23 protein-coding genes are annotated in these 24127 nt (G+C 60.5%); 9 read left to right on the forward strand and 14 right to left on the reverse strand.

Going from position 1 to position 24127, the window contains the following annotated elements:
* The first annotated feature begins 93 nt into the window (after positions 1 to 93).
* On the forward strand, positions 94 to 3207 hold the full coding sequence (locus HU749_RS23815) for a transglycosylase domain-containing protein (RefSeq protein WP_186652426.1): 3114 nt from the start codon (positions 94 to 96) through the stop codon (positions 3205 to 3207).
* On the opposite strand, the gene HU749_RS23820 is transcribed toward HU749_RS23815, so the two are convergent.
* The 7 genes from HU749_RS23820 to HU749_RS23850 form a co-directional block, all read right to left on the reverse strand.
* Entirely contained in the window at positions 3204 to 3692 is a 489-nt protein-coding gene (locus tag HU749_RS23820) for a CS1 type fimbrial major subunit (RefSeq protein WP_186652428.1), read from the reverse strand. The two genes, HU749_RS23815 and HU749_RS23820, sit on opposite strands and share 4 nt — an antisense overlap.
* 202 nt (positions 3693 to 3894) lie before the next feature.
* On the reverse strand, positions 3895 to 4377 hold the full coding sequence (locus tag HU749_RS23825) for a CS1 type fimbrial major subunit (protein ID WP_186652429.1): 483 nt from the start codon (positions 4375 to 4377) through the stop codon (positions 3895 to 3897).
* Between the two features lie 44 nt (positions 4378 to 4421).
* Positions 4422 to 5165 (reverse strand): pilus assembly protein, encoded by a 744-nt coding sequence (locus HU749_RS23830; RefSeq protein WP_028236683.1) that lies wholly within the window; start codon positions 5163 to 5165, stop codon positions 4422 to 4424.
* 60 nt (positions 5166 to 5225) lie between these two features.
* Positions 5226 to 6470 (reverse strand): hypothetical protein, encoded by a 1245-nt coding sequence (locus HU749_RS23835; RefSeq protein WP_225919111.1) that lies wholly within the window; start codon positions 6468 to 6470, stop codon positions 5226 to 5228.
* A gap of 47 nt (positions 6471 to 6517) precedes the next feature.
* A complete protein-coding gene (locus tag HU749_RS23840; RefSeq protein ID WP_079303580.1) occupies positions 6518 to 7765 on the reverse strand; it encodes a hypothetical protein in 1248 nt (415 codons plus the stop codon).
* A 149-nt stretch (positions 7766 to 7914) separates the two neighbouring features.
* Complete coding sequence (locus tag HU749_RS23845) at positions 7915 to 10449, reverse strand: CS1-pili formation C-terminal domain-containing protein (RefSeq protein WP_079303579.1); 2535 nt, start codon at positions 10447 to 10449, stop codon at positions 7915 to 7917.
* A gap of 126 nt (positions 10450 to 10575) precedes the next feature.
* A complete protein-coding gene (locus tag HU749_RS23850) occupies positions 10576 to 11061 on the reverse strand; it encodes a CS1 type fimbrial major subunit (protein ID WP_079303578.1) in 486 nt (161 codons plus the stop codon).
* Positions 11062 to 11496: 435 nt separating this feature from the next.
* On the opposite strand from HU749_RS23850, the gene HU749_RS23855 reads away from it, so the two are divergent.
* From HU749_RS23855 to purT, 4 genes are all read left to right on the forward strand, one after another.
* Positions 11497 to 12066, forward strand: coding sequence for a PadR family transcriptional regulator (locus HU749_RS23855; RefSeq protein WP_079303577.1), 570 nt, complete (start codon positions 11497 to 11499; stop codon positions 12064 to 12066).
* Positions 12063 to 12848, forward strand: a complete 786-nt coding sequence (locus tag HU749_RS23860; RefSeq protein WP_186652431.1) for a siderophore-interacting protein — start codon at positions 12063 to 12065, stop codon at positions 12846 to 12848. The genes HU749_RS23855 and HU749_RS23860 overlap by 4 nt, the downstream gene beginning before the upstream one ends.
* Before the next feature lie 248 nt (positions 12849 to 13096).
* Positions 13097 to 13573, forward strand: a complete 477-nt coding sequence (locus HU749_RS23865; RefSeq protein WP_003205220.1) for a preQ0 transporter — start codon at positions 13097 to 13099, stop codon at positions 13571 to 13573.
* A gap of 77 nt (positions 13574 to 13650) precedes the next feature.
* On the forward strand, positions 13651 to 14832 hold the full coding sequence (gene purT, locus HU749_RS23870; protein WP_014339994.1) for a formate-dependent phosphoribosylglycinamide formyltransferase: 1182 nt from the start codon (positions 13651 to 13653) through the stop codon (positions 14830 to 14832).
* A gap of 237 nt (positions 14833 to 15069) precedes the next feature.
* Here the strand turns inward: purT and HU749_RS23875 are convergent, their stop codons facing one another.
* The gene (locus HU749_RS23875; RefSeq protein WP_079303575.1) at positions 15070 to 17484 is read right to left on the reverse strand and encodes a glucose/quinate/shikimate family membrane-bound PQQ-dependent dehydrogenase; all 2415 of its coding nucleotides are present in this window, start codon (positions 17482 to 17484) and stop codon (positions 15070 to 15072) included.
* Between the two features lie 498 nt (positions 17485 to 17982).
* Here HU749_RS23875 and HU749_RS23880 point away from each other — a divergent pair, with 498 nt between their 5' ends.
* Positions 17983 to 18213: a VF530 family protein gene (locus tag HU749_RS23880; protein ID WP_186652433.1), complete on the forward strand. Its 231-nt coding sequence runs from the start codon at positions 17983 to 17985 to the stop codon at positions 18211 to 18213.
* Between the two features lie 3 nt (positions 18214 to 18216).
* Positions 18217 to 18855: a Pr6Pr family membrane protein gene (locus HU749_RS23885; protein WP_186652434.1), complete on the forward strand. Its 639-nt coding sequence runs from the start codon at positions 18217 to 18219 to the stop codon at positions 18853 to 18855.
* A gap of 163 nt (positions 18856 to 19018) precedes the next feature.
* Here HU749_RS23885 and HU749_RS23890 read toward each other — a convergent pair whose 3' ends face one another.
* From HU749_RS23890 to HU749_RS23900, 3 genes are read right to left on the reverse strand one after another with little or no spacing between them, the layout of a single operon-like run.
* Positions 19019 to 19228, reverse strand: a complete 210-nt coding sequence (locus tag HU749_RS23890; RefSeq protein WP_024619283.1) for a DUF1289 domain-containing protein — start codon at positions 19226 to 19228, stop codon at positions 19019 to 19021.
* Positions 19225 to 19749, reverse strand: coding sequence for a gamma carbonic anhydrase family protein (locus tag HU749_RS23895; protein WP_079302047.1), 525 nt, complete (start codon positions 19747 to 19749; stop codon positions 19225 to 19227). The genes HU749_RS23890 and HU749_RS23895 overlap by 4 nt, the downstream gene beginning before the upstream one ends.
* A gap of 16 nt (positions 19750 to 19765) precedes the next feature.
* Positions 19766 to 20365 carry a CoA pyrophosphatase gene (locus HU749_RS23900; RefSeq protein ID WP_186652436.1) on the reverse strand — a complete coding sequence of 200 codons (600 nt, stop codon included), beginning with the start codon at positions 20363 to 20365 and terminating at the stop codon, positions 19766 to 19768.
* Positions 20366 to 20510: 145 nt separating this feature from the next.
* Between HU749_RS23900 and HU749_RS23905 the strand changes: the two genes are divergently transcribed.
* Both HU749_RS23905 and HU749_RS23910 read left to right on the forward strand, forming a co-directional pair.
* The gene (locus HU749_RS23905) at positions 20511 to 21062 is read left to right on the forward strand and encodes an NUDIX hydrolase (RefSeq protein WP_014339999.1); all 552 of its coding nucleotides are present in this window, start codon (positions 20511 to 20513) and stop codon (positions 21060 to 21062) included.
* A gap of 41 nt (positions 21063 to 21103) precedes the next feature.
* On the forward strand, positions 21104 to 21610 hold the full coding sequence (locus HU749_RS23910) for a L,D-transpeptidase family protein (protein ID WP_079302045.1): 507 nt from the start codon (positions 21104 to 21106) through the stop codon (positions 21608 to 21610).
* A gap of 105 nt (positions 21611 to 21715) precedes the next feature.
* On the opposite strand, the gene HU749_RS23915 is transcribed toward HU749_RS23910, so the two are convergent.
* From HU749_RS23915 to HU749_RS23925, 3 genes are all read right to left on the reverse strand, one after another.
* Complete coding sequence (locus tag HU749_RS23915; protein WP_186652439.1) at positions 21716 to 22054, reverse strand: DUF6124 family protein; 339 nt, start codon at positions 22052 to 22054, stop codon at positions 21716 to 21718.
* A gap of 261 nt (positions 22055 to 22315) precedes the next feature.
* Positions 22316 to 22768 (reverse strand): hypothetical protein, encoded by a 453-nt coding sequence (locus HU749_RS23920; RefSeq protein WP_186652437.1) that lies wholly within the window; start codon positions 22766 to 22768, stop codon positions 22316 to 22318.
* Entirely contained in the window at positions 22752 to 23390 is a 639-nt protein-coding gene (locus HU749_RS23925; RefSeq protein ID WP_027911407.1) for a DUF6036 family nucleotidyltransferase, read from the reverse strand. Before HU749_RS23925 ends, HU749_RS23920 begins: the two co-directional genes overlap by 17 nt.
* Positions 23391 to 24127 lie beyond the last annotated feature (737 nt).

Below are 24127 nucleotides of genomic sequence, written 5' to 3' on the forward strand. Positions count from 1 at the left end.
ATGGGCTTACCCACAATTTCCCCGCCCCCCACGCCAACCACCGTCTAAGCTTCAAGCAAGTCCGATCAATCTGCGTGAATGGATCAGTCGACTATGGGCGCTTTGTGGCAAACCGATTCGAATGAACCTGTGGTCCCGACTGAACGTATGGAAGAAGCGCCTTTACCTCAAAAAAAACGCCGCGCACGGCATGGCTGGCGGGCATTCTGGTTGTTGCTGCTGATTATCGTGGTGGTGGTCGGCCTGGCGGTGGCCAAGGAAATGCGCACGTCGCGGTTCCAGGCCCGGGAGCTCAGCAAATACGCTGAGTCCTTGAGCTATGCGGTGCAGCCGGGGCCCAGCGATGCCATCGTCTACCCGGGTGCAGGCCCGTTCGACCGGCGCTTGGGCTACAGCGCGCTGGGGGAATTCCTGCCGCGCCTGCTCAAGCGCGACTACGTGATCCAGGCCCAGGCGCGGTTCTCGCCAGCCTTGATGGGCTACGTCGAGAAAGGCCTGTTCGTACCCTATTCGGAAAAGATCCAGGCCGGGCTGACCATCACCGATTGCCGCGCGGCACCGGTCTATCAATTCAAATATCCGCAGCAACTGTATGCGAACTTCGAAGCGATTCCGCCCGTGGTGGTGCAAAGCCTGTTGTTTATCGAGAACCGCTTTTTGCTCGACCCCAAGCAACCGCTGGCAAACCCGGCAGTGGACTGGCCGCGCTTCGGCATGGCGGCCTGGTCGCAAGTCGCCAAGCTGTTGAGCTTGCCGGGACAATCCGCTGGGGGCAGCACACTGGCGACGCAACTGGAAAAATACCGGCACTCCCCCGAGGGCCTCACCGTGTCGGGCGGGGAAAAAATCCGCCAGATGATTTCCGCCAGCGTGCGGGCTTATCAGGCCGGCCCGCAAACCCTCGAGGCGCGGCAGCGGATCATCCGCGACTACCTCAACAGCGTGCCGCTCTCCGCCGTGCCGGGGCATGGTGAAGTCCATGGCATGGCTGAAGGCTTGCGAGTCTGGTACGGCGCCGATTTCAAGCAGGCCAATGAACGCCTGTCCAGTACCGCCAACGACCCCAAGAGCCTGGCAGAAAAAGGCCTGGCCCTGCGGGAAATGCTGTCGTTGATGATCGCCCAGCGCCGGCCGTCCCATTTCCTCTCCAAGGGCCACGATGAGCTGGCGCGCCTGACCGACAGCCACATCCGGCTGTTGGCGCAGAACGGCGTGATCGATGCGCCGCTGGCCGCGGCGGCCCTGGCGAGCAAGGTCAGTTATCGCGACTGGGTCAAGGACCCGACCGTCCAGCCCAACGAAACCAATAAAGGCATCAGCGCCGCCCGCAGTCGCCTCGCCGCCCTGCTCAATCGCCCGCTGTACGACCTCGATCGCCTGGACCTGTCCGCCACCAGCACCTTGCAAAGCGACTTGCAGGCCCAGGCCACCGATTACCTCAAGCGCTTGGCCGACCCGGCCTTCGCGACCGAGATCGGCCTGATGGGCGAACGCCTGCTGACCCCCACCAGCACCACCCAGGTGCGCTACAGCTTCACCCTGCTGGAACTGACCCCCGACGGCTCGCGCGTGCGAGTGCAGACCGACAGCACCGACCAGCCCTTCGACATCAACGAAGGCAGCAAACTGGAACTGGGCTCCACCGCCAAGTTGCGGGTGCTCACCACCTATCTGCAGATCATCGCCGAACTGCACGAGCGCTACGCCCAGCAAACCCCGGCGGCGTTGAAGAAAGTCGATATCGCCGAACAGGACCGCCTCTCCCGCTGGGCGGTCGACTACCTGATCCAGGACACCGACCGCAGCCTGCCGAAAATGCTCGAGGCCGCGCTGGAGCGTACGTATTCAGCCAGCCCCGGCGAGGCGTTCTTCACGGGCGGCGGGCTGCATACCTTCAACAACTTCCGTAAAGAAGACAACGGCCGCATCCCCACGCTGCGTGACTCCCTGCGGGAATCGATCAACCTGCCGTTCATCCGCCTGATGCGCGACCTGGTGCGCTACGCCACTTATGCCGGCCCCAATAACAGTTCCGAGTTGCTCAAGGACGACAAGGACCCGCGCCGCCAGGAATACCTGGCCCAGTTCGCCGACCGCGAAGGCACCGCGTTCCTGCTCAGGTTCTGGAAGAAGTATCAGAAAAAGGACACCGGCCAGCGCCTGGAAACCTTCCTCGATGGCATGCGCCCTACGGCAATCCGCCTGGCCGCCGTTCACCGTTATTTCTTTCCCAACGACAGCCAGGAGAACTTCAACCGCTTCGTGCGCGCACATTTGAAGTCGGCCAAGAGCGCGGAAAAACTCACCGACGAACGCCTGGAGCGGCTCTACCAGAGCTACGGTCCCGGCGCCTATGACTTGCCAGACCAAGGCTTCATCGCCAAGGTCCACCCGCTGGACCTGTGGTTGATGGGTTACCTGCTCAACAACCCCGACGCCAAGTTCAGCCAGATCGTCAAGGCCAGTGAGTTCGAGCGTCAGGAAGTCTACAGCTGGCTGTTCAAGAGCCGGCACAAGAGCGCCCGCGACAGTCGCATCCGCACCATGCTGGAGGTCGAAGCTTTCCTGGATATCCACCAGCGCTGGCAGCAAGTCGGCTACCCCTTCGACCACCTGGTGCCGTCGCTGGCCACCGCCATCGGCAGCTCCGGCGACCGCCCCGCCGCGCTGGCGGAACTGGTGGGCACCATCCTCAACGATGGCATCCGGCAGCCGGCACTGCGTGTCGACAGCCTGGACTTTGCCGTCAATACGCCCTACGAGACACGCCTGGTCAGCGACCCGGATAACGGCAAGCGCGTAATGCCCGTAGAGGTAGCCCGGGCCTTGCGCGGTGCGTTGTCACAAGTGGTGGATGCCGGCACCGCCAAACGCGTGGCCGGCAGTTTCAAGCTGGCCGACGGTACACCGCTGGCCATGGGCGGCAAGACCGGCACCGGTGACAACCGCATCGAAGCCGTCGGTTCCGGTGGGCGGGTGATCAGCTCCAAATCGATCAACCGCACCGCCACTTTCGTGTTCTACATCGGCGACAGCCATTTCGGCACACTGACCGCCTTCGTGCCCGGTGCGTCGGCGCAAAACTTCAAGTTCACCTCGGCGTTGCCGGTGCAGGTGCTCAAGGGCATGGCGCCGTTCCTCTCGCCCTACTTGCAACCGGGCAGTCACACCCAGTGCAAACCACTGGTGGCGCTGCGACAGGACTAAGGGGTTACGCGAGGCACCGCGTCGAAGATCACGGTCAAGTCGGCGGTGTACAGGCCGTGCTGACCGTCGTAGACCTTGTCCGAGGCCATGATGTGCATGTCCGCCTGGGTACCAGGCGTGGACGTTGCGTCATCCACCACTTCCTGGGACACATCGGTCAGGCGGATATTGTTGAACCTGACGAGCAAGGGAATGGCGTCGCTGCCGTTGGTCAACGACGCCTGGCCGCCCTCGAGATAGGCATGGACCGAACCATCGGTGTGCTTCACATCGAAGGTCTGGCGCAGCGGGCTCAGTTGGCTGTTCACCGGGTCGAAGTGCATGACCTCATCCTTGCCGAAGTCCGGATTGCGCGGCTGCACATGGAACTGCTTGTTGGGAATGTTCGCGGTGATGTGGATGGCAGTGCGTGCATCATCAGCCGCCAGTACCAGTGAAGGACTCAGGGCCGCAAGGGTCGTCATGAACATCACTTTTCTAAACATGCTTGATACCTTTTCAGAGTAATGAAACGAAGTGGAGACCACCTTGTATCGAGGGCGCTTGCTCCCGCTTCCCTGCATGGGAAAACCAAGTAACCCACCAATAAATTGCGTCTGCTGCGCAGCCGAGCGGGAGCAAGCTCCCTCGCCACAGGACCTCGTAGCCCTTAGTCCACCGGGGTAACCTGCCCCACACCTTTGCGCCTCACGGCGCAATGGCATCGAACACCATGTGCACCGTGCCGTAGTAATCGCCGGGCTTGTAGTCGTCGGCGGGCTTGATCGCGGCGATTTCCAACGGCACCTGGCGCCCGGGGCGGGCCTCGATGGCTGACACCACGTGGTTCGAATCCAGGGTCAATTCGACGTTGTTGAACCGCACCCGCAGGTCGATGCGCTCACGGCCGTTGGACAAGTACGCCTCTTCGCCCAGGCGCGCGCCGATGGCACCGTTGCTGTTCTTCACCTCGTAGGTCGCCCGCAACGGGCTGAGCTCGTTGGTGATGGTGCTGAACGGCAAGCGTTGTTCACGCTGGACCAACTGCGGGTCGAGGGGCAACACATAGAAATCCAGCGTCGGGATGGTCACGTAGAGTTCGAAGTCTTCCCGTACGACCGCGCCCCAGGCCGGGCTCCAGGGCAACATCAGAGCGGTCAATGCGAGGGGGCGTAGCAGTGTCTTGAACATATTGATTACCTGTGGCGTCAACGACGGTTCGGCGACGGCAACCGTCAACCCTTGATCTCGACGGTTTTGCTCTGGCCGCCCTCGATCAGCGTGAAGCGATATTCACGCCCCGCCTCCTTGTCGAACGAAAACGCGCGACCGGCCATGACGTGGTGTTTGGTGGTCGGCCGGCAGTCGTTTTCTTTCTTCACGGCACAGTCCTTGAACTCGTCGAGCACCAGGACGCTGTTGCCGTTGTTGCGCATCACGTAACGACTGGCGCTGTCATCGATCACCGTCTCGAAACGGGTGTCCTTGGGTCGCACGAAAAACACCGTGCCGTAGCCCGCCAGGACCTTGACCCCCGCCGCCACGCGTTCTTTCTTGTACTCTTCGCGCTCCTGCGCACTGACGGCAAATTCGTCCTCCGCTTCCGGCACCACCGGCACGAAACGCACCCGGAAGTAACGCTCCTTGTCGCGGTTGCCCATGAACAGCAAGCGCGTGCCCTGCATGCCGTTGGCCGGTACGATCAGCCGTGCCGGGCTGGCCATCAGGCCATCCTTGGCCATGGCGCTGGCCTGGTTCTGCAGCGGCACCTCCTGGTAGGTGCCGTCCTCGTTGTAGATGATTTCCAGGATGTTGACCTTGACGAATGCCGTCGACGTGCCGCCGTTGAACACCCGTTTCATGTAGGTGCTTTTGTCGCCATCAAGGTAGTCGTAGACCACCCCGACACCAATCTGCGGCCCGGCCTGGGCCATGCCGCAAAACAGATAAAACCCAACCCATGCCCATAGATGTTTCATCACTTCTTTAACCTCATGCATTAAACGTAATTCACTGAATATGGCTGGCCCTAAGGGCACTCAGACTTCCGAATCCCAGATCACCGTGACGTTGCCGGTATAGGCCTTGGCGCCGCTGTCGAGCATTGCTTCAACGCTGGTGCGGGCGACTTCGAAGTGCAGGGTGCCGGGCCGGCGATCGATGTAAAACCCCGGCTGGAACAGCTCGGTGCCACTGCCGTCACGCAACAATCGACGGTGGTTGACAGGCTGATCAGCCGCGTCCGTCAAACCGTCGGGCAGGCTCACGCGGATATCTACTGGCACGGCATGGCCGGAACCGGCCTCCGATACGGCACAGGTATTGCCGCTGACGTGCTGGCACTCGAGCATCATCTTGAAACGTGAGGACGTAGAAATATGGAAGCGCTGGTCACGAAACAGGCGGGTCGGCTTGCGCCCGCTGTTCAACCAGGATTGCCAGCCTTCCTGGGGTACGAGCTCTACTCGATTGCCGCCTGGGGGCACGTCGATCTTGAGCGTGTGTTCGACATCCAGTTTGAAGTTGAGGGTTATCACCGAATCACTGGCAACCATGACATCGCCCATGTCGACGTCTCGACCCGGCCCGACACCGTAGGTAATCGACCCTGTGTATTGGCCGGACGACATCCTCAGTGGGTTGGGTGTGCGCAGTTCGTAAGCAAAATCCAGATAGTTGTATCTCAGGGAAGGAACCAAATAATTGGCCCTTTTTGCACACGTCCCCTCTGTCGGGGTTTTCCAGAAGAACTTATAGGTTCTCTCGGTGTACCAACCAAGGCCGCTGTACCGACAGGGCGAGGGAGCATAGACCCAGGCAAGACCATTCCATAACAACTCATGGGCTCTCCAAACGCTCACGCCTCCGCCTACCAGATCGACCGCACTGCTCGGGAGCTCATGCAGTGCCCCCAAACCGGACCAACGTACTTCAACGAGTGCCGTTTCACCTGTACCGGTATGAGTCACTTGCGTGATGCGCCAGTCGGCGGGCACATTGAACATGGCACCTTGCCGGGGATCCCCATGATTCGCCTGGATGGGACCGCTCGAATTGAAGTTGATTGGCAAGCGGATGCTGAAGGTCGAACTCCCACATTGCGATGGATACTCTTGGCAATAACCGCTACTAGGCGTGGTATTGACGAATGTATTCTGCTGAGGCTTCGAAGGGTCGGGCCTGAACAATGCGGTGATGTTCTGGTTCAATGCATCGGCCGTCGATGCACAGGTCAACACCATCACCGATACCAAGCCTTGCACTGCCATTGGTAACTGCTTCATCTCTACCTCATCCTCAAATCGGCCCGGACTGCCCAAGCCACTCCTTTTTAAACTTCCGAATCCCAGATCACCGTGACGTTGCCGGTGTAGGCCTTGGCGCCGCTGTCGAGCATCTCTTCGACGCTGGTGCGGGCCACTTCAAAGTGCAGCGTGCCCGGCCGGCGATCGACATAGAAACCGGGCTGGAACAGTTCGGTGCCGCTGCCGTCACGCAGCAACCGGCGACGGTTGACCGGCTGCCCGGCGGCGTCGGTCAAGCCATCGGGCAGGCTGACGCTGACATCCACCGGCACGGCATGACCGGTGGCGGCTTCGGAGATCGCGCAGGTATTGCCGCTGATGATTTGGCATTCGAGCGCCATCTTGAAACGGGAAGAAGCGGAGATATGGAAGCGCTGGTCACGAAACAACCGCGTTGGTTTGCGGCCGCTGTTCAGCCAGGATTGCCAGCCTTCCTGGGGGACCAGTTCGACCCGGTTGCCGCCGGGGGGGACTTCCACCTGGAGGGTGTGTTGGACTTCAAGATTGAAATTGAGCGTGAGCGCCGAATCGTTGGGGAGCATGACATCGCCCATGTCAATGTCCTGCCCGGGCCCGACGCTATAAGTCAGCGACCCAGTGTATTGGCCGGAGGACATTTTCAGTGGGTTGGGGGTGCGCAGTTCGTAGGCAAAGTCCAGATAGCGGTAAGAAAAGCCAGGGATCAAATAATTGGCCCCTTTTGCACATACGCCCTCTACCGGGGTTTTCCAGAAGAAGGTGTAGTCGGTATTGGTATACAACCCTATACCGCTGTATCTACAAGGCGATGGGGCATATACCCAACTAAGGCCGTTCCATAACCGTTGATGGGCGATCAAGAGCGACACGCCGCCACCTACCAAGTCGATGACGTCACCAGAGAGTCGGTATGTCGAGCCTATACCGGACCAGCGCACTTCAACGACTTCAGTTTCACCCGTCACTGAATGGGTCACCTGTGTCGTGCGCCAAGTGGTAGGGAGCTTAAACATCGCGCCCTGTCGAGCATCCCCATGGTTGGCTTGAATAGGGCCGGCTGAATTGAAGACAAAGGGCAACCGAATGCTGAACATTTTTGTCGCCCTGCATTCCGACGGATATGTTGCGCAGTAACCACTGACCGGAGTGGTATTGAGAAAGGTATTCTCATTGGGTTTCGATGAGTCAGGCCTGAACAACGCGCTGATGTCCTGGGTCAAGGCATTGGCCGCAGGCACGCACGAAAACAACAACACCGAGACCACGCTGCGCACTGCAACCGATAAGGGTTTCATTTATACAACCTCATACATCAAGACAGATCACTGCGAATAAGTGGTGAAAAATGCACCTGTGGGAGCAAGGCTTGCCCGCGATGCAGGCGCCCGGGTCTTCAGGTGAATGGCGTTATCGTTCATCGCGAGCAAGCTTTGCTCCCACGGCGTCATGAGCGCTGCTTCGCACTACCAGCCTCGGCCAGCGTCGTATCGGCCAGCGTGTCTGGCGTACAGCGCAAATCACCGATCATCAACACATCGCCTTCGCGGCCGGCGTTGTCCGGGTCGAGGCGGAACCGGCAGAACAACTCATTGCCGTAGCGCACTTCCAGGGTGGGCGAGCCGGCGTTCATTTCCATGGAGAAAAACCCGTCCGCCTCGCTGACGCCGCGGCTGGCGTGGTTGATCACGTGGTGGCCACGAAGCGGCTGGCCCTGGTCGTCCAGCAGGCGCCCGAGCACCGTCACGGTTTTCATCACGTGGATCTTGCGGTAGTCCACCCCACCCTTGTTCAGGTGATAACGGGTGCGTGAAGGCTCGATGCTCGCCGCTGGCGGATGCACGCCGTCGAAGTCGAAGGTCACCATGCTGTTTTTGTAGGCGGTGATGGGGACGAAGTTACGGCCCGGACGCAACGCGGTGCTGCCGCCGGTCAAGTCATCCGCGCGCAGGACGACATTGTCCAGATCGGTTTCCACGTCGACGATCATGCCGGCGCCGCGCCCCTGGGGCACGCCGGTGAAAGCGGCTTTCTGGCCGCCCACGGCCACGGTGCTGCTCAGGTTCAGGCCGCCGGTAAGGTTGTCGTTATAGGACGAGCGCTGGACGAAACCGTCGCCGTAGAGCGAGTCGGTCATGAAACTGGCGATGCCGGACAGGCCCACGCCATAGGTGTCGGCCAGCGCCGTGGCGGAGACGCTTTGCAGTACATGATCTTCCAGGTTGCGGCGATAGGTCAGCGAGCCATTGTGGTCCCGATCGCCGTCTCGCGAGGTGCGGGTGCCGATGCTGCCCGACCAGTACTCGCCCGGCCCGCCCAGGGCGACGCTGACGCTCAGGTCGACCCCGCGATTGCGGCGGTCGGCGGTACTCGAGGTGCCGGGGCGGTCGAACACCGACAGCCGCCAGTTGGCATCGCTGCCGCGCAGCTTGCCGCGCTGGGTCCAGCCCAGGTCCAGGCCGGTGCCCTGGACATTGCCTTCGCTGTAGGCCAGCCGTCCGTTGACGGAGGTCTTGTTGCTCAAGCGATGATTGACCGACAGCGACGAGTTGCTGGTATGGCCGACGAACACGTTGCGCTGGCGGATACGGGTGCCATCCGCCAGGGTTTCGTAGGTGTTGCGGGTGTCCAGCCAACTGCGGTTGTGGCTGGCCACCACGCTGCCATGGCCATAGCTATATAGGCCTTGCAAGTCCATGCCGGTGCCGTACTGCTGGGTTTGATAAACGTTGGCGAACAGGCTGGTATTGCTCGCCAGCGTCCAGTCCACCGAGGTGCCCACTTGCAACTTGTCCTGCACCTGGCGTGTGGAAGCGCCCAGGATCACCCGCGGATGCAGCAGGTAGTTGAGGCCGACGCCCGCCGTCGTGAAACCCGAGGGCTGGTCTTCCCAGTTGCTCCAAAGCCTGGTCTCACGCCCGGCGAACAGGTTGTAGCGCCAGCGATCTTCGACGTTGCTCCAATTGTTGGGTTTGTAGACCAACTCCTGGCTGGTGGCGGTGGTTTGCCCGTCCTCGATCAGCCGCACTTCCACTTCATAGATGCCGCCGGGCAAGGGCCGGGTGTCCAGGCTCTGCAGGCCGGCGGCAACCGCCTGGGTGTTGATCAGCAGACCACTGCGGTAAATCTCCACCGACGCCTGGCGGCTGGCGGTGACATAAATGGGGTAGACGCTGGGCTTGGGATTTTCGATCGCCAGGCTGTCGGAGCTGCCGTACATCACCCCCAACGCGGTGTCCGGGTTGGCGCCGAACGAACGGATCTGCCGATTCAGGCCGTCGGAGCTGGGCGTGAAATAACCCAGGCGAAAAAAAGTCCCTTCCATCTCCCGTTGGGTGTAGAGCTCATGGACGGCGTGGTACAGCTTGTCGTCCGGCCCGCCAAGACGTGAGAGCTGAAGGTCCAGCGACTGGCTCCAGTTGCCCACGCTGGAACTGGCGTTGAGGCCATAACGCCCACCGGTGTCCTGCTCCTGGCCACCGTTGATATTCAGTTGGTTGTTGAAGATCAGGCCGAGGCTGCCGCCTTCCGGTTGATCGTAATAACGCTTGGTTTCGGTGGTGCGCTCCACGTCCCGGGTCAGGATCGACACCAATGAATTTTCAAGGCTGTAGTGCACGGCCAGCAGCCCGGACGGACAGCTGCCTTCACAGGCGCCCAGTACTTGTCCCTGCTTGAGATGCTGCGTCCATTGCTCGCGTTCGACAGCTTTTATGGTGCTGTCCTGCGTGTCGGTGAATTCGATCAGGGTGATACGATCATCCCGCGACAAGACCACCATGGCTTCGCCGAGGTACTGTTGATTGAGTTCAATACGAACCGCCAGAGGCACATCGAAGAAGTGCGATTCAAATTCCGCCGGCAGGCCCTTGGCCTGGGACAACAGGCTTCTCGGCGTGGTACCGGGGGCAGTCGGCGCGGCCAATGCATTCGCGCACAACAATAGCGCGAGCGCACCCGCGATGGGTGTCATCGGAAACATCAACGGATTCTCATAATCTGCGAGCGATCAGGGCGTTTCAGGTGCTGGCCGCCCGGCTGGGGAGCGCCGGACGGCCTGCGGCGATGCCCGTGGAATGAGTTGGAGCTCACCGGGCATCGAGCGGTATCACGGGCGCGGCACGGCGTCGAAGATCACGGTCATGTCGGCGGTGTACAGACCGTTCTGGGTAGCCAGGGGTGTGGCCGCGGCGATGGTCATGTCAGCCTGGGTGCCTGGCGTGGACGTCGCATCATCGACCACTTCCTGAGCGATGGCACTCAGGGTGACACCATTGAACTTGGTGGTCAGGGCGATGGAATCGCTGCCGTTGTACAGCGACGCCGGGCCACCTTCGATATAGGCATGGACCGAACCCTCGGTGTTCTTCACGTCGAAGGTCTGGCGCAGCGAAGTCAAGGTGCCGCTGACCGTGTTGTAGCTCATGATTTCATCCTTACCGAAGTTCGGGTCACGTGGCTGCACGTGGAACTGCTGGGTCGGAATGTTCGCGGTGATGTGGATAGCGGAGCGTGCATCATCGAGCGCGAATACTGGCGCAGCGCCCAAGGCAGCGGCAGTCAGGGAAGCAGCGGTTACGAATTGTTTGAGCATGTTGTTAACACCTGTTCTTGGCATAAAGAGAAAGGTTGAAGTTGCAGTTCAATAACAACTTGATCTGCTCCTTCAACGCCGGGGCATGATCGGCTCTTTGCAACTAAAAAAAAGCAGGCAGATTCCCACAAGCGTGTAGTAAATCCGGTACACGAATGCGCGAAAAAGCACCCCTCTTCTGATAAAACTCAAGTTTGGATGTCAGAAACTACCCACACGCCCAGAGGCGCTACGGCATTGGTCAAAGTCAAGAAAAACCGCTGCAAAATCTCATCATCCGCCGCCATGCCACATTCAGGTAAGGTCTTGTTCCACACAAGTAACGGGTGACAGAGTTAGATATATCTTAGTTCCAAGATACATCTAATCCAAAAGATATATCGCATGGCAAAAGTTATATCTCAGCCCGATCCTATGCAGAACGGAGAACCGCATATGGCAGGCCCTTATTCCCATCCCAAACGCGAACACGACGGCTTCGAACGACAGCCGGCAAGCCGTGAACGTAATAGCCGAGGCCCACGGGTCTTTGCCGCCGGTGACCTGAAGTTGCTGTCACTGGCGCTGATTGCCGAACAGCCTTGCCACGGTTACGACCTGATCCGCCGGATCGAGCACATGTTCGACGGCGCCTACAGCCCCAGCCCCGGCGTGATCTACCCGACCCTGTCCTTCCTGGAAATGAGTGCACTGGTCACCTGCGGCGTCGAAGACGGAAAAAAAAGCTACAGCGTGACCGATGCCGGACGTCTATCACTTGAGGACCAGGCCGAGGCGCTGGATGAGGTGCGCGCGCGCATTGAAATCAGCAAGCGCACGTTGCGCGGCCATGATCGGCCCCCGGAAATCCATGAAGCGGTGTATAACCTGCGGCATGCGCTGCAAAAGCACCCTGGCCACTGGAGCCCGGAAGAAATCCGGCGGGTGCGCGACCTGCTCAACGACACCGCCCAAGCCATCATCGACGGCCCCGACCGTCCAACTGTCTCGGAGTCAAACCAATGACCGAAGTCGATCCAAATACCATTCACCGCGTCACCCACGAGATCAAACGCCGTCGCCTGCAAGTGTTGCGGGTAGAAGACCTGACCCCTCGCATGCGCCGCATCACCGTCGGCGGGCCGGAACTGGCCGGGTTCGTCAGCCTGGGCACGGACGATCACGTGAAGCTGCTGTTCCCGCAGAACGCCGAGGAACATGCCGCCCTGGAAAATTTCAACCCCAGCGCCGGCAAGGCTCAGGGGCCGATGCCCGAGATGCGCGACTACACCCCGCGCCGCTATGACCTGGACACCCTGGAGATGGACATCGATTTCGTGCTTCACGGCGACGGCCCGGCATCTACCTGGGCGGCCCAGGCGGCGCCAGGGCAATACCTCAACATTGCCGGGCCCCGGGGCTCGATGATCGTGCCGGACATCTTCGACAGCTACCTGCTGATCGGCGATGAAACCGCCCTGCCCGCCATCGCCCGCCGCCTCGAAGGCCTGGCGCCCAACCGGCGAGCCCTGGTGGTGGTGGAAGTGGAAAACGGCGCCGAACAGCAGATTCTCCAGAGCCCGGCACAGGTACACGTGATCTGGGTGCTGCGCGAAGGCCGTCAGGACAACCTGCTGCGCACCGTGCAACAGCTGGAAATACCCGGCGGCAAGCTGTACGCCTGGGTCGCGACCGAAAGCAAGGTGTCGCGGCAGATTCGCAAGGTGTTGCTGGAGGAGAAAGGGTTGGACCAGGATTTTGTGAAGGCGGTGGGGTATTGGAAACTGGATGGCAGTGAGGAAGATTGAGGGACTGACGACGGCTGAAGTACCCTTCACCCACTGACTGAGCACAGCCTTTGTGGCGAGGGAGCTTGCTCCCGCTGGGCTGCGCAGCAGCCCCCCAAAAAACAGTCACCTCGATCTATCTGATCCACCGAGTTGTCAGGTTTTGGGTCTGCTTCGCAGCCCAGCGGGAGCAAGCTCCCTCGCCACAAGGGGCTTCGTTGCCCTTGAGGGTTTCACCGACATTCCATCCCCACCAGGTACCCCGCCCCATGCTTTTCCTGCTCGCCTACATCAGCAGCGTCGTGCTGATCAATTTCGCGTTTTCCGCCGCGCCGCACCTGGACATCATCTGGTCGGCCTGGGGCGGCCTGGTGTTTATCCTGCGGGACATGGTGCAGACCCGTTTCGGCCACGGCGCCATCGCGGCGATGCTGGTGGCGCTGGTGTTGTCCTATGTCACCTCCGACCCGACCATCGCCCTGGCGAGCGCCACGGCGTTCGCCGTGTCCGAGTGCATCGACTGGCTGGTGTTCACCATCACCAAGCGCCCGCTCCATGACCGGTTGTGGATCAGTTCGGCCCTGAGCATTCCCCTGGACACGTTCATCTTCTTCGGCTTGATCGACGCCCTGACGCCTGCCGTGGTGATCACCGCCCTGCTCTCGAAATTCGCCGGGGTCACCGCCGTCTGGCTGATCATGGCCTGGCGTTTACGTAAACAGGCCATCGCCGGGCGGTTCATGTAAAATGCCGCGCTTTCTCCCATGGGAAGCTCGCCCGGCGCGCAACCCGCGATGATCCGCTCCTGTTTGAGGACCTTCAGATGACCCGTATCGGAACCCCATTGTCGCCCACCGCGACCCGCGTTTTGTTGTGTGGCAGCGGTGAGCTGGGCAAGGAAGTGGTAATCGAACTGCAGCGCCTGGGCGTCGAGGTGATTGCCGTGGACCGCTACGCCAACGCGCCGGCCATGCAAGTGGCCCACCGCAGCCATGTGATCAATATGCTCGACGGTGCTGCCCTGCGTGCGGTCATCGAGGCCGAGAAGCCGCATTTCATCGTGCCGGAAATCGAAGCCATCGCCACCGCCACCCTGGTGGAACTGGAAGCCGAAGGCTTCACCGTGATCCCCACCGCCCGTGCCGCGCAACTGACCATGAACCGTGAAGGTATCCGTCGCCTGGCCGCCGAAGAACTGGGCCTGCCGACCTCGCCGTACTTCTTCGCCGACACCGTGGAAGACTACCGCAAGGCCGTGGAAACCCTGGGTTTCCCGTGCGTGGTCAAGCCGGTGATGAGTTCCTCGGGCAAGGGCCAGAGCCTGCTGCGCGGTACCGATGACGTGCAAAAAGCCTGGGACTACGCCCAGGAAGGCGGCCGTGCAGGCAAGGGCCGGGTGATCATCGAAGGTTTCATCGATTTCGACTACGAAATCACCCTGCTCACCGTGCGTCACGTCGGCGGCACCACCTTCTGCGCGCCGGTCGGCCACCGTCAGGAAAAGGGCGACTATCAGGAATCCTGGCAGCCACAAGCCATGAGCCCGGTGGCCCTGGCCGAATCCGAGCGCGTCGCCAAGGCAGTGACCGAGGCGCTGGGTGGTCGCGGCCTGTTTGGCGTCGAGCTGTTCATCAAGGGTGACCAGGTGTGGTTCAGCGAAGTCTCGCCGCGCCCACACGACACCGGTCTGGTGACGCTGATCTCCCAGGACCTGTCGCAGTTCGCCCTGCATGCCCGCGCCATTCTCGGCCTGCCGATCCCGCTGATCCGTCAGTTCGGCCCTTCGGCCTCGGCGGTGATCCTGGTGGAAGGCCAATCGACCCAGACCGCTTTCGCCAACCTGGGCGCGGCCCTGAGCGAACCGGACACCGCCCTGCGCCTGTTCGGCAAACCGGAGGTCAATGGCCAGCGCCGCCTGGGCGTGGCCCTGGCCCGCGATGAGTCCATCGAAGCCGCCCGCGCCAAGGCGACCCGCGCTTCGCAGGCCGTCAAGATCGAGTTGTAAAAGTCCAAGGCTGAACACAGTCCCCTGTGGCGAGGGAGCTTGCTCCCGCTGGATGCGTCAGCATCCCCTGCGGTGTGATGGCTGGCAAAGCAGGGGGCCGCTTCGCAGCCCAGCGGGAGCAAGCTCCCTCGCCACAAAAGCTCAAAAGCTCAAAGGCCTGCGTTCACAGAGACTCAGCGCTACAAAAAAAGGCGACACCCGCAAGGGTGTCGCCTTTTTCATGAGCGCCGGTTGGGCTTAATCCGGCAGTTTGTAGGCGATCACATAGTCGCCCTGCTTGGTGCCCAGGGAACCGTGGCCGCCGGCAACAACCAGCACGTATTGCTTGCCGTCCTTGCCGGTGTAGGTCATCGGCGTGGTCTGGGCGCCGGCGGGCAGGCGACCTTCCCACAGTTGCTTGCCGTTCTTCACGTCATAGGCACGCAAGTACTGGTCGAGGGTGCCGCTCAGGAACGCCAGGCCGCTGGCGGTGATGAAGGGGCCACCCAGGCTCGGGACGCCCATGCTCAGCGGGATCGGTACCGGCGAGCTGTCGCGTACGGTGCCGTTCTTGTGCTTCCACAGGGTCTTGTTGGTGGTCAGGTCCACGGCCGCGACATAACCCCACGCAGGCGCCTGGCAAGGCAGGCCCATTGGCGAGAGCAGCGCTTCGAGGATCACACCATAGGGCGCGCCTTTGTTCGGCTGCACGCCTTCGGTTTCGCTCTTGCGCCCCGGGCCACCCGCCACTTCGGCGGCCGGCACCAGCTTCGACTTGAACGCCATGTAGCTCGGGTTGACGAAGGCGATCTGGCGCACCGGGTCCACCGATATGCCACCCCAGTCAAACACGCCGAAGTTGCCTGGGTAGACGATCGAGCCTTGCAGAGACGGCGGCGTGAACATGCCGTCATAGCGCAGCGACTTGAAGTCGATCCGGCAGAGCATCTGGTCGAACGGAGTCACGCCCCACATGTCGCTTTCCTTGAGGACCGGCGGCACGAAGTTCAGGTCGGACATCGGTTGGGTCGGCGAGGTGTGGTCGCCTTCCACCGCGCCTTGCGGCACCGGGATTTCCTTGATCGGCACGATCGGCTGGCCATTGCTGCGGTCCAGCACGTAGATGCTGCCCTGCTTGGTCGACGCCAATACAGCGGGTTTCACGCCATCGGCGGTCTTCAGGTCCATCAGGGTCGGTTGACCGCCGACGTCCATGTCCCACAGGTCGTGATGAGTGAACTGGAAGTACCAGCGCACCTTGCCGGTGGCGATGTCCAGGGCGGTCAGGCCAGCGGCGTATTTCTCCGATTCCGGTGTGCGGAATCCGCCGAACTGGTCAGGGGTCTGGTTGCCCATCGGCAGGTAGAGCATGCCGAGTTTTTCATCGACGCTGAACATGGACCACATGTTCGGGGAGTTGCGGGTGTAGGTCTTGCCCTCGGCAATCGGCGTGGTGTCGTCCGGGTTGCCACTGTCCCAGTTCCACACAAGCTGGCCGGTGTGCACGTCGTAGGCACGGATGACGCCGCTTGGCTCGTCGGTGGAGACGTTATCGGTGACGTGGCCGCCGATCACCACCAGGTTCTGGGTGACCGCCGGTGGCGACGTGGAGTAGTAACCGCCGGCGGTGAAACCGCCGATGTTGGCGGTCAGGTCGACCTGGCCCTTGTCGCCGAAGTCTTCGCACATCTTGCCGGTGTCGGCGTTAAGGGCGATCAGACGGGTGTCGGCGGTCGGCAGGAAGATCCGTCGCGGGCATACGCTGCTCGCTGGGGTGGTGCTGGCAGTGCCGGTCGGGCTCTGCTCGGCAGAGGCGTACGCGGCGTCATCGTGATAGGTCACGCCACGGCAGGTCATGTGGGCCCAACCCTTGAAGTTTTCCGCTTTTTGCGTGGAAAGCTTCGGATCGAAACGCCAGATTTCCTTGCCGGTTTCAGGCTCCAGGGCAATCACCTGGCTGTGAGGCGTGCACACGTAGAGCATGCCGTTGGCCTTCAGCGGGGTATTTTCGGCCGTGGTTTCACCCGGGTCGTTCGGCCCTGGCAGGTCGCCGGTGCGATAGGTCCAGGCCGGCACCAGTTTGCTGACGTTCTCGGGGGTGATCTGTGCCAGCGGCGAATAGCGGTCGCCATGGGCACTGCGTCCGTAGGAGTTCCAATCGCCGTCCGGCATGGCCGGTGCGGTGTTGGTCATGCCCGGCACGCTGTCGCGGTCCAGTTGGCCCTTGATCTCACCCGGGTTGGTGAACTGGCTGGCGAGCGCGGCAACACCGGCGATGACCACGGCGGCGCCCAATGCGCGGGTACCCATGGACGAGGCATCGGCGGTCAACAGCGGGCGACGGAACCACGGCAGCAGCATGACGATGCCCAAGGCAAACAGCATCGCCAGGCGCGGCACCAATTGCCACCAATCCAGGCCCACTTCCCACAACGCCCACACGGTACTGGCGAACAGCACCAGCGCGTACAGGCCCAGGGCCGCGCGACGGGCCATGATCAGCAATACGCCGGTCAGCGCCAGGCCGATACCGGCCAGCAGGTAATACAGCGAGCCGCCAAGCGTGCTCAGCTTGACTCCGCCGGCCAGCAGGGCCAGGCCCATCAATAGAAGCAGAATGCCAAGCAGACTCGGTAGCAGACGGCTTCGACTCAAAGCACCCTCAGTGCTCATAGTGTGTTTCTCCGTGACGTTTTAAGGAGTCCCGCGCAAGTAGTCACTGTAGATGACGATCTTGCGGGGGCATGGTTCAGTTGAAAAAAGGCAAATTCGGTTGCCGCGATCGCTTGTGGGAGCGAGCTTGCTCGCGATGGCGGCGTGTCAGTTGGCTTCGATGTTGAATGTGCAATGGCTATCGCGAGCAAGCTCGCTCCCACAGGAAGTCAACGAGACAGCGCTGTCTTTCAGGGTCAGGACATTGGGCATTCATCAGATCGTTTAATGGGAATAAGCTGGACGCAGAGGCTTCGGCACAACAGAAGAAGCGTTTCAGCAGGCGGCGCAAGGATAATGTCCTGCTCTCAATAGAGAAAGAGCTTTTGCTGACATGAATCATCTCGGATTCGGTAACAGTGCGCCTGGCGCTGGCGACCACGATGAAGGCTATGCTTCCACCAAAGGGGCACCTCGGCTAAGGTGCGCGGCTTTACACCTTTAGCGCGAAGGCCTCCCATGACCGAACCCAACAACAACCCGCTGCACGGCGTGACGCTGGAGCAGATCCTCAACGCCCTCGTGCAGCACTACGAATGGTCGGGCCTGGCAGAACACATCGATATCCGTTGCTTCAAGAGCGACCCGAGCATCAAGTCGAGCCTGACCTTCCTGCGCAAGACGCCCTGGGCGCGGGAAAAAGTCGAGCGCCTGTACATCAAGTTGATGCGCACTAAACGGCCGGTCTGAGTCATGGGGATTGATAAGGGTCGTCAGCGCTTCGTATCGGTGACGGCACTGCTGGGCTGGGTGGGATTGAGCATCCAGCTGTATCTGATCCTACTGGGTCGCTGGAAACTGGACGCGAGCCTGCTGGGCGGGCTGGTGAGTTTCTTCAGTTTCTTCACGGTACTGACCAACCTGTTGGTGGCGGTCGTCCTGACCTGGGAATTGACCCACCGCCAATCTCCGGCCCGACGCTGGTTCCTGCTACCTAGCGTGCGCAGCGGCGTCGCCGTGAGCATCGCCCTGGTCGGCCTGGCCTACACCCTGCTGCTGCGCCACCTCTGGCAGCCCGAAGGCTGGCAGTTCGTGGCCGACGAGTTGCTGCACGACGTGGTGCCCTTGCTGTACATCGCCTATTGGTGGCTCTACGTGCCCAAAGGCGGCTTGCGCCTGGGCCACATCGGACTTTGGGTGATCTACCCCTTGGTGTATTTCGCCTATGTCCTGCTGCGCGGGGAATTATTGGCGGCCTACCCCTACCCTTTCATCGACGTAGCGAGCCTGGGTTATCCACAGGTGTTCATCAATGCCGGGGGGATATTGCTGGGGTTTATCGCGATTGCGCTGGGGGTGGTGGGGGTGGATCGGTGGGCATCGTTGAAATAGAGGCCTGCAGAGCACATAGCTGTGTGAGCCAAACCTGTGGGAGCAAGGCTTGCCCGCGATGAAGATCACGCGGTTTACCTGAAGACCACGGCGCCTGCATCGCGAGCAAGCTTTGTTCCCACAGATAGGTGTCCCACAGGAGGTTTGTGTTCACAGGTGGAGATCACCGCCTTGCCGGCAACATCCACACCAACCCACTGGCCTTGGCCCGTTCATGACACAAAGCCAGAACCCCGCGTCGCTCATCGTTGTCCATCCGGCTCCAACGGGTGATCTCCGCCACGGTGCGCTGGCAACCGGTGCAGATGTCATCATCGTCCAGCGCACAGATGTTCACGCAGGGCGAAGGCACCGGGCGTTCAGGGGCGCTCATTGTTCCTGCTCGACCAGGTCGCGGGCGTAGCGCTGGGAATTGTGCACATAGTGCGCCGCGCTGGCCTCGAGCATTTTCTTCTGGGCCTCGGTCAGTTCACGCACCACCTTGCCGGGCGAGCCCATCACCAGCGAGCCGTCGGGAATCTCCTTGCCTTCACCGATCAGCGAGTTGGCGCCGATGATGCAGTTCTTGCCGATCTTCGCACCGTTGAGAATCACTGCGTTGATGCCGATGAGGCTGTAGTCGCCCACCGTACAACCATGGAGCATGGCATTGTGGCCGATGGTCACGCCGGTGCCGATGGTCAGCGGATAGCCCATGTCGGTGTGCATCACCGTGCCGTCCTGCACGTTGCTGTTCTTGCCGATCAGGATCAGTTCGTTGTCGCCGCGCAATACGGCGTTGAACCAGACATTGGCGCCCTCTTCGAGGCGGACCTTGCCCACCAGCGTGGCGTTGGGCGCGACCCAGCTCTGTGGGTGGGTTTCGACACGGGCATCGCCCAGGCGGTATTTCATGAAGATCCTCGGGGCATCAGGTATTGATGTAGCTTTTGGGTGGCGTGTGCAGGTCGATGTCGGCGTCGTACAGCAGGTTGACCAATTCGACGATCATGATCGCCGTCAGGCCCCAGATCTTGTATTCACCAAACCGATAGCTGGGCACGTACCAACTGCGGCCCTGGTAATCGATACGGTGCGTGTGTTCGCGCGGATCCATGCGGAAAAACTCCAGCGGCACGCTGAACACCGCCGCGATCTCGGCATCGTTGGCCAGGTATTCGACGTAGTCCGGAATCACGCCGACATACGGCGTGACCTTGATACCGTGCAGCGAGATCAACGGGCTGAGAGGGCCGATCACTTCCACCAGGCCGGGCGGCAGGCCGATTTCTTCCTCGGCTTCGCGCAAGGCGGTGAAAATCAGGTCCGGGTCTTCCGGGTCGCGGCGCCCGCCGGGGAACGCCACTTCGCCGCCATGGGTCGACAGCCCGCTGGCGCGCAGGGTCAGTACCAGCTCCGGTTCATCACTGCGGGTAATCGGCACCAGCACCGCGGCTTCAGGGAAACGTCGGTCAGCCTGCAGATCGTGCGGGGTATGGTTGCTTACTCGATGCAGTAGCTCGTCCAGCATGAGACTTCTCGATTTGTTCGCTACCTTGCATCATGCACCAATCGTTCAAGCGGCCCAACCCCCGCACCACGTCGTGTCGCGAAACGACAACTTGCCGCACCGGCCTACGCACGCCAAGATAGGCGCAGCATTCAGGAACCCAAGCATGAAATTCTGCAGCCAGTGCGGTAACCCGGTGACCCAGCGCATACCCGAAGGCGACTCGCGCCTGCGCTTCGTTTGCGACACCTGCCATACCATCCATTACCAGAACCCCAACATCGTGGCCGGCTGCGTACCGACCTGGGGCAGTAAAGTCCTGTTGTGCCGGCGCGCCATCGAGCCGCGGCGCGGTTACTGGACGCTGCCAGCAGGCTTCATGGAAAACGGCGAAACCATCGAACAGGCCGCCGTGCGCGAAACCGCCGAAGAAGCCTGCGCCCGGGTGCGAAACTTGAGCATCTATACGCTGATTGACGTACCGCATATCAGCCAGGTACATGTATTCTTCCGCGCCGAGCTGATGGATGAGGATTTCGCCGCAGGGCCCGAGAGCCTGGAAGTGAAATTGTTCGAAGAAGCGGACATTCCCTGGGACGAACTGGCTTTTCGTACGGTGGGCCGCACCCTGGAATATTTCTATGCCGACCGCCGCGCCGAGGATTACCCGGTGCGATCCGAATCGATTCCACCGCTGGCTCAGCCTGCCAATACTTAAAAAACCAATATAGCCACAACACCTCTAGGGATATCGTTTCAATGCGCTGGTTGCTTGTCCTGTTCTGCTTGTCGTTCACTGCGATGTCTCAGGCCGCTGCGGTGGGAACCTACAACGGCAAGGTCATCGAAAAAGTGCTGGTGCTCAAGTCCGCCCATCAATTGCAATTGATCAACGACGGCAAGCCGCTCAAGACCTATCGCATCTCCCTGGGCAAGGGCGCCAAGAAAGGTCCCAAGCTGATCGAGGGCGACAAGCGCACCCCCGAAGGTTTCTATTGGCTGGATTGGCGCAAGACCAGCGACCGGTTCTATCTGTCGATGCACATTTCCTACCCCAACATCAGCGACGCCGCCCGCGCCCGCCGCGAAGGCGTTGAGCCGGGGGGCATGATCATGATCCACGGCACGCCGGATTCGGAAGAGAACCCTGAGCAGTTGTTCCATACGCTGGACTGGACCGATGGCTGCATCGCCATGCGCAATGTGGACATGCGCGAGGTGTGGAACCTGGTGCCGGACGGGACGATGATCGAGATTCGGCCGTAGCCCCATTCCCTCGCCACAGGGTTTGGTGTCGATTGGCATATTTGTCAACGACACGAAACCACTGTGGGAGCGAGCTTGCTCGTGATGAGGCCGGCACTTATGGCATCAAGTCCGAAGCTCTACCCGGTCCAAGGCCTTGTTTGCCAACAGCGTTCCCAGCTCGATCATCTGCGCCACGCCCAACGCCACATGCCGCCGCGAACCGTCCAAGTCAAACAGGAGGTCGCTAAGCACCGCATTGGCCGAGGCCAGGGTTTCGCTGAGGTTGGCCAGCAAGGTTTCGGTGTCAACGTTGTCCGATACGCTGAACAACTGCACCGAGGGTTGGGGTTCTGGTTCGCTGTTGTCGGGCTTGAGGTAATGGTCCATCGCGCGGTCGGCGGCTTCTTTCAGCTTTTCGGGGGCGTAGTCGCCGTAGGGGAAGGTGGAGGCGGGTTTTGGCATGTCAGAATTATTTTTCAATTGAAGCTCCTTTAAATTAATGGAGCCCAGGACAAAACGTCCGGGCTTGTTGCCCTTTGATTTTTTTCGGACGGTCAAACCCGGTCGCTGAGTTGGCAGCGACACCCAGAGGCTAGAGCCCTACCTTCCGAGGGACAACCTTAAAAACATGTCGGAAACTTCGGTGCGTCTGACAGACCAAGCGGTGATCATTCACACAACAAAAAACCGGCCGAAGCCGGTTTTCGAGGATGGCGTTTGGGCTTACACAAACGCCGCGCGCTGCTCAGCCTCATAATGCCGGGTCTGGAAAGGCAAGAGGGTTTGCACCTTCAAGCCAAGACCTTCATTCAATCCCCAAGAGAGAGCGAGTTCATCACGGCGTCTGCGAAGCGCAACAGCGGTTTGTGAGGTTATGGCTTGCTTGGGTGTCGAGCGTAAAAATAGCTCGAGGGCTTTGAAGACTTCCAATGCACGACTGTCCGTGACACACGAAAATCGGGTGAGTCGTTCGAGCAGATAGCCTGCACGACGCAGCTCGATCTCATCAGTGTGCTGACTCAGAAAAGCTTGAGCTGCGCTTATCAAGTCCGAGTTGGAATACCAGACAGCCTTGGCCGCGCTCACGAGTGCGGCATCATCTGCGTGATCCAACGGGCTTTTGACCAATGTGTCCAGAGCGGCTGAGAGGACGTGGCCGTTAGCAGGCTTCGCCATCTGTATTCTCCAAATAATCTTGCAAAATTTGAGTAAGAACAGAAATTGGAGGCTCTTTGTTGCCAACATATACATCAATTGCCTGCAATGCCAGTCGACGCAGCTCAGTGGTCAATATGAAGCCGGCCCTTAGGAGCGCCATGATGTCGCCAATATCCTGATCCGTTGCTCTGCCCAACTTTGAAATCGCAATATCTACAGGGGCAGCAACGTGAACGTGTAGAGGAGACTCTACCGGGAACTCTTCAAGAGGGAGGCTTCGAGCCCAATAGTCCTCGTGAATCGGACCAAAGCTAGTGTTGTATTGGAGGTCGTAGTTGAGCTCCATCAATCGGCCGGACTTTTCGTCGACAAATTGCTCAGGCACTTCCGCAAGTAACGTTCGAAGATGAAAGCCTTCTGGAAGGCTAGCCTCATAAATTTCGGCGTCAACGTCCGTGGAGACACGATGGTTTGTATAAAGGTGCACTGCACACCCACCAAAAACGATGACTTTGACCACCCCAGGCACTGCATTCTCAGAAGTCAGCTCCGCTTCGACGGACTTGAACATTGAAACCAAAGCCTGTCCCAGCGCGGTACTTGTATTGAGGCGGGGGGCGATCGTATCCGGCATTTCCATGTTTGAACCTCAGAGGCTGATGTTGCTCCTTGAAACTGGGATCTGCCACTTGGCCTTGCCAAAGAGCAGTGAGCGATCCCTGCGTTTGGAGATGTAGGCCCCGAAAACTAGAGCCCCCGTTTCTGAGGGACAACCTTAAAAACATGTCGGAAACTTCGGTGCGTCTGACAGACCAGCCATCTGATCAGGGATGTTTCGCACAAATTCAGATAGGCTTTTTTTGGATTGAATTGGGTACATATCCGTTGCTGCGGTAACGGCCACTTAGGGTTCCGCCCTGACGGCGGGTCACTTTTGGAAAGAGCGCCAAAAGTAACCAAAAACGCTCTGCCCCACCACTCGGTGCCTCGCCTAGGCTCGGCATGCCCTCACTCCGGCATTGTTCCGTGGGCCCGCCGCGAAGGGCCATCCATGGCCCAGCGCGGCTATCCCGGCATCCATGCCGGGATGCCCACTCCACAATGCCTGCGTTCGGCCATCGTGGTTAACGGGGCGCCGAGATCAACATCCACCGCGAGGCGGCCTGGTAGCCGACCTGGTTCTTGGTGGGACCGCGTTTCTCCTGTGGGAGCGAGCCTGCTCGCGATGAGGCTTGCAGACCAACATCCATGTGACTGAACCACCGCCATCGCGAGCAGGCTCGCTCCCACATTGGATCTTCAGCAGACACAATATTCGTGTGCACCCGGAGTTCCTTGTGGGAGAGAGCTTGCTCGCGATGAGGCCTGCAGCCCAAC

The organism is Pseudomonas ogarae, assembly GCF_014268695.2.
GTDB classification, from domain to species: Bacteria; Pseudomonadota; Gammaproteobacteria; order Pseudomonadales; family Pseudomonadaceae; genus Aquipseudomonas; species Aquipseudomonas kilonensis.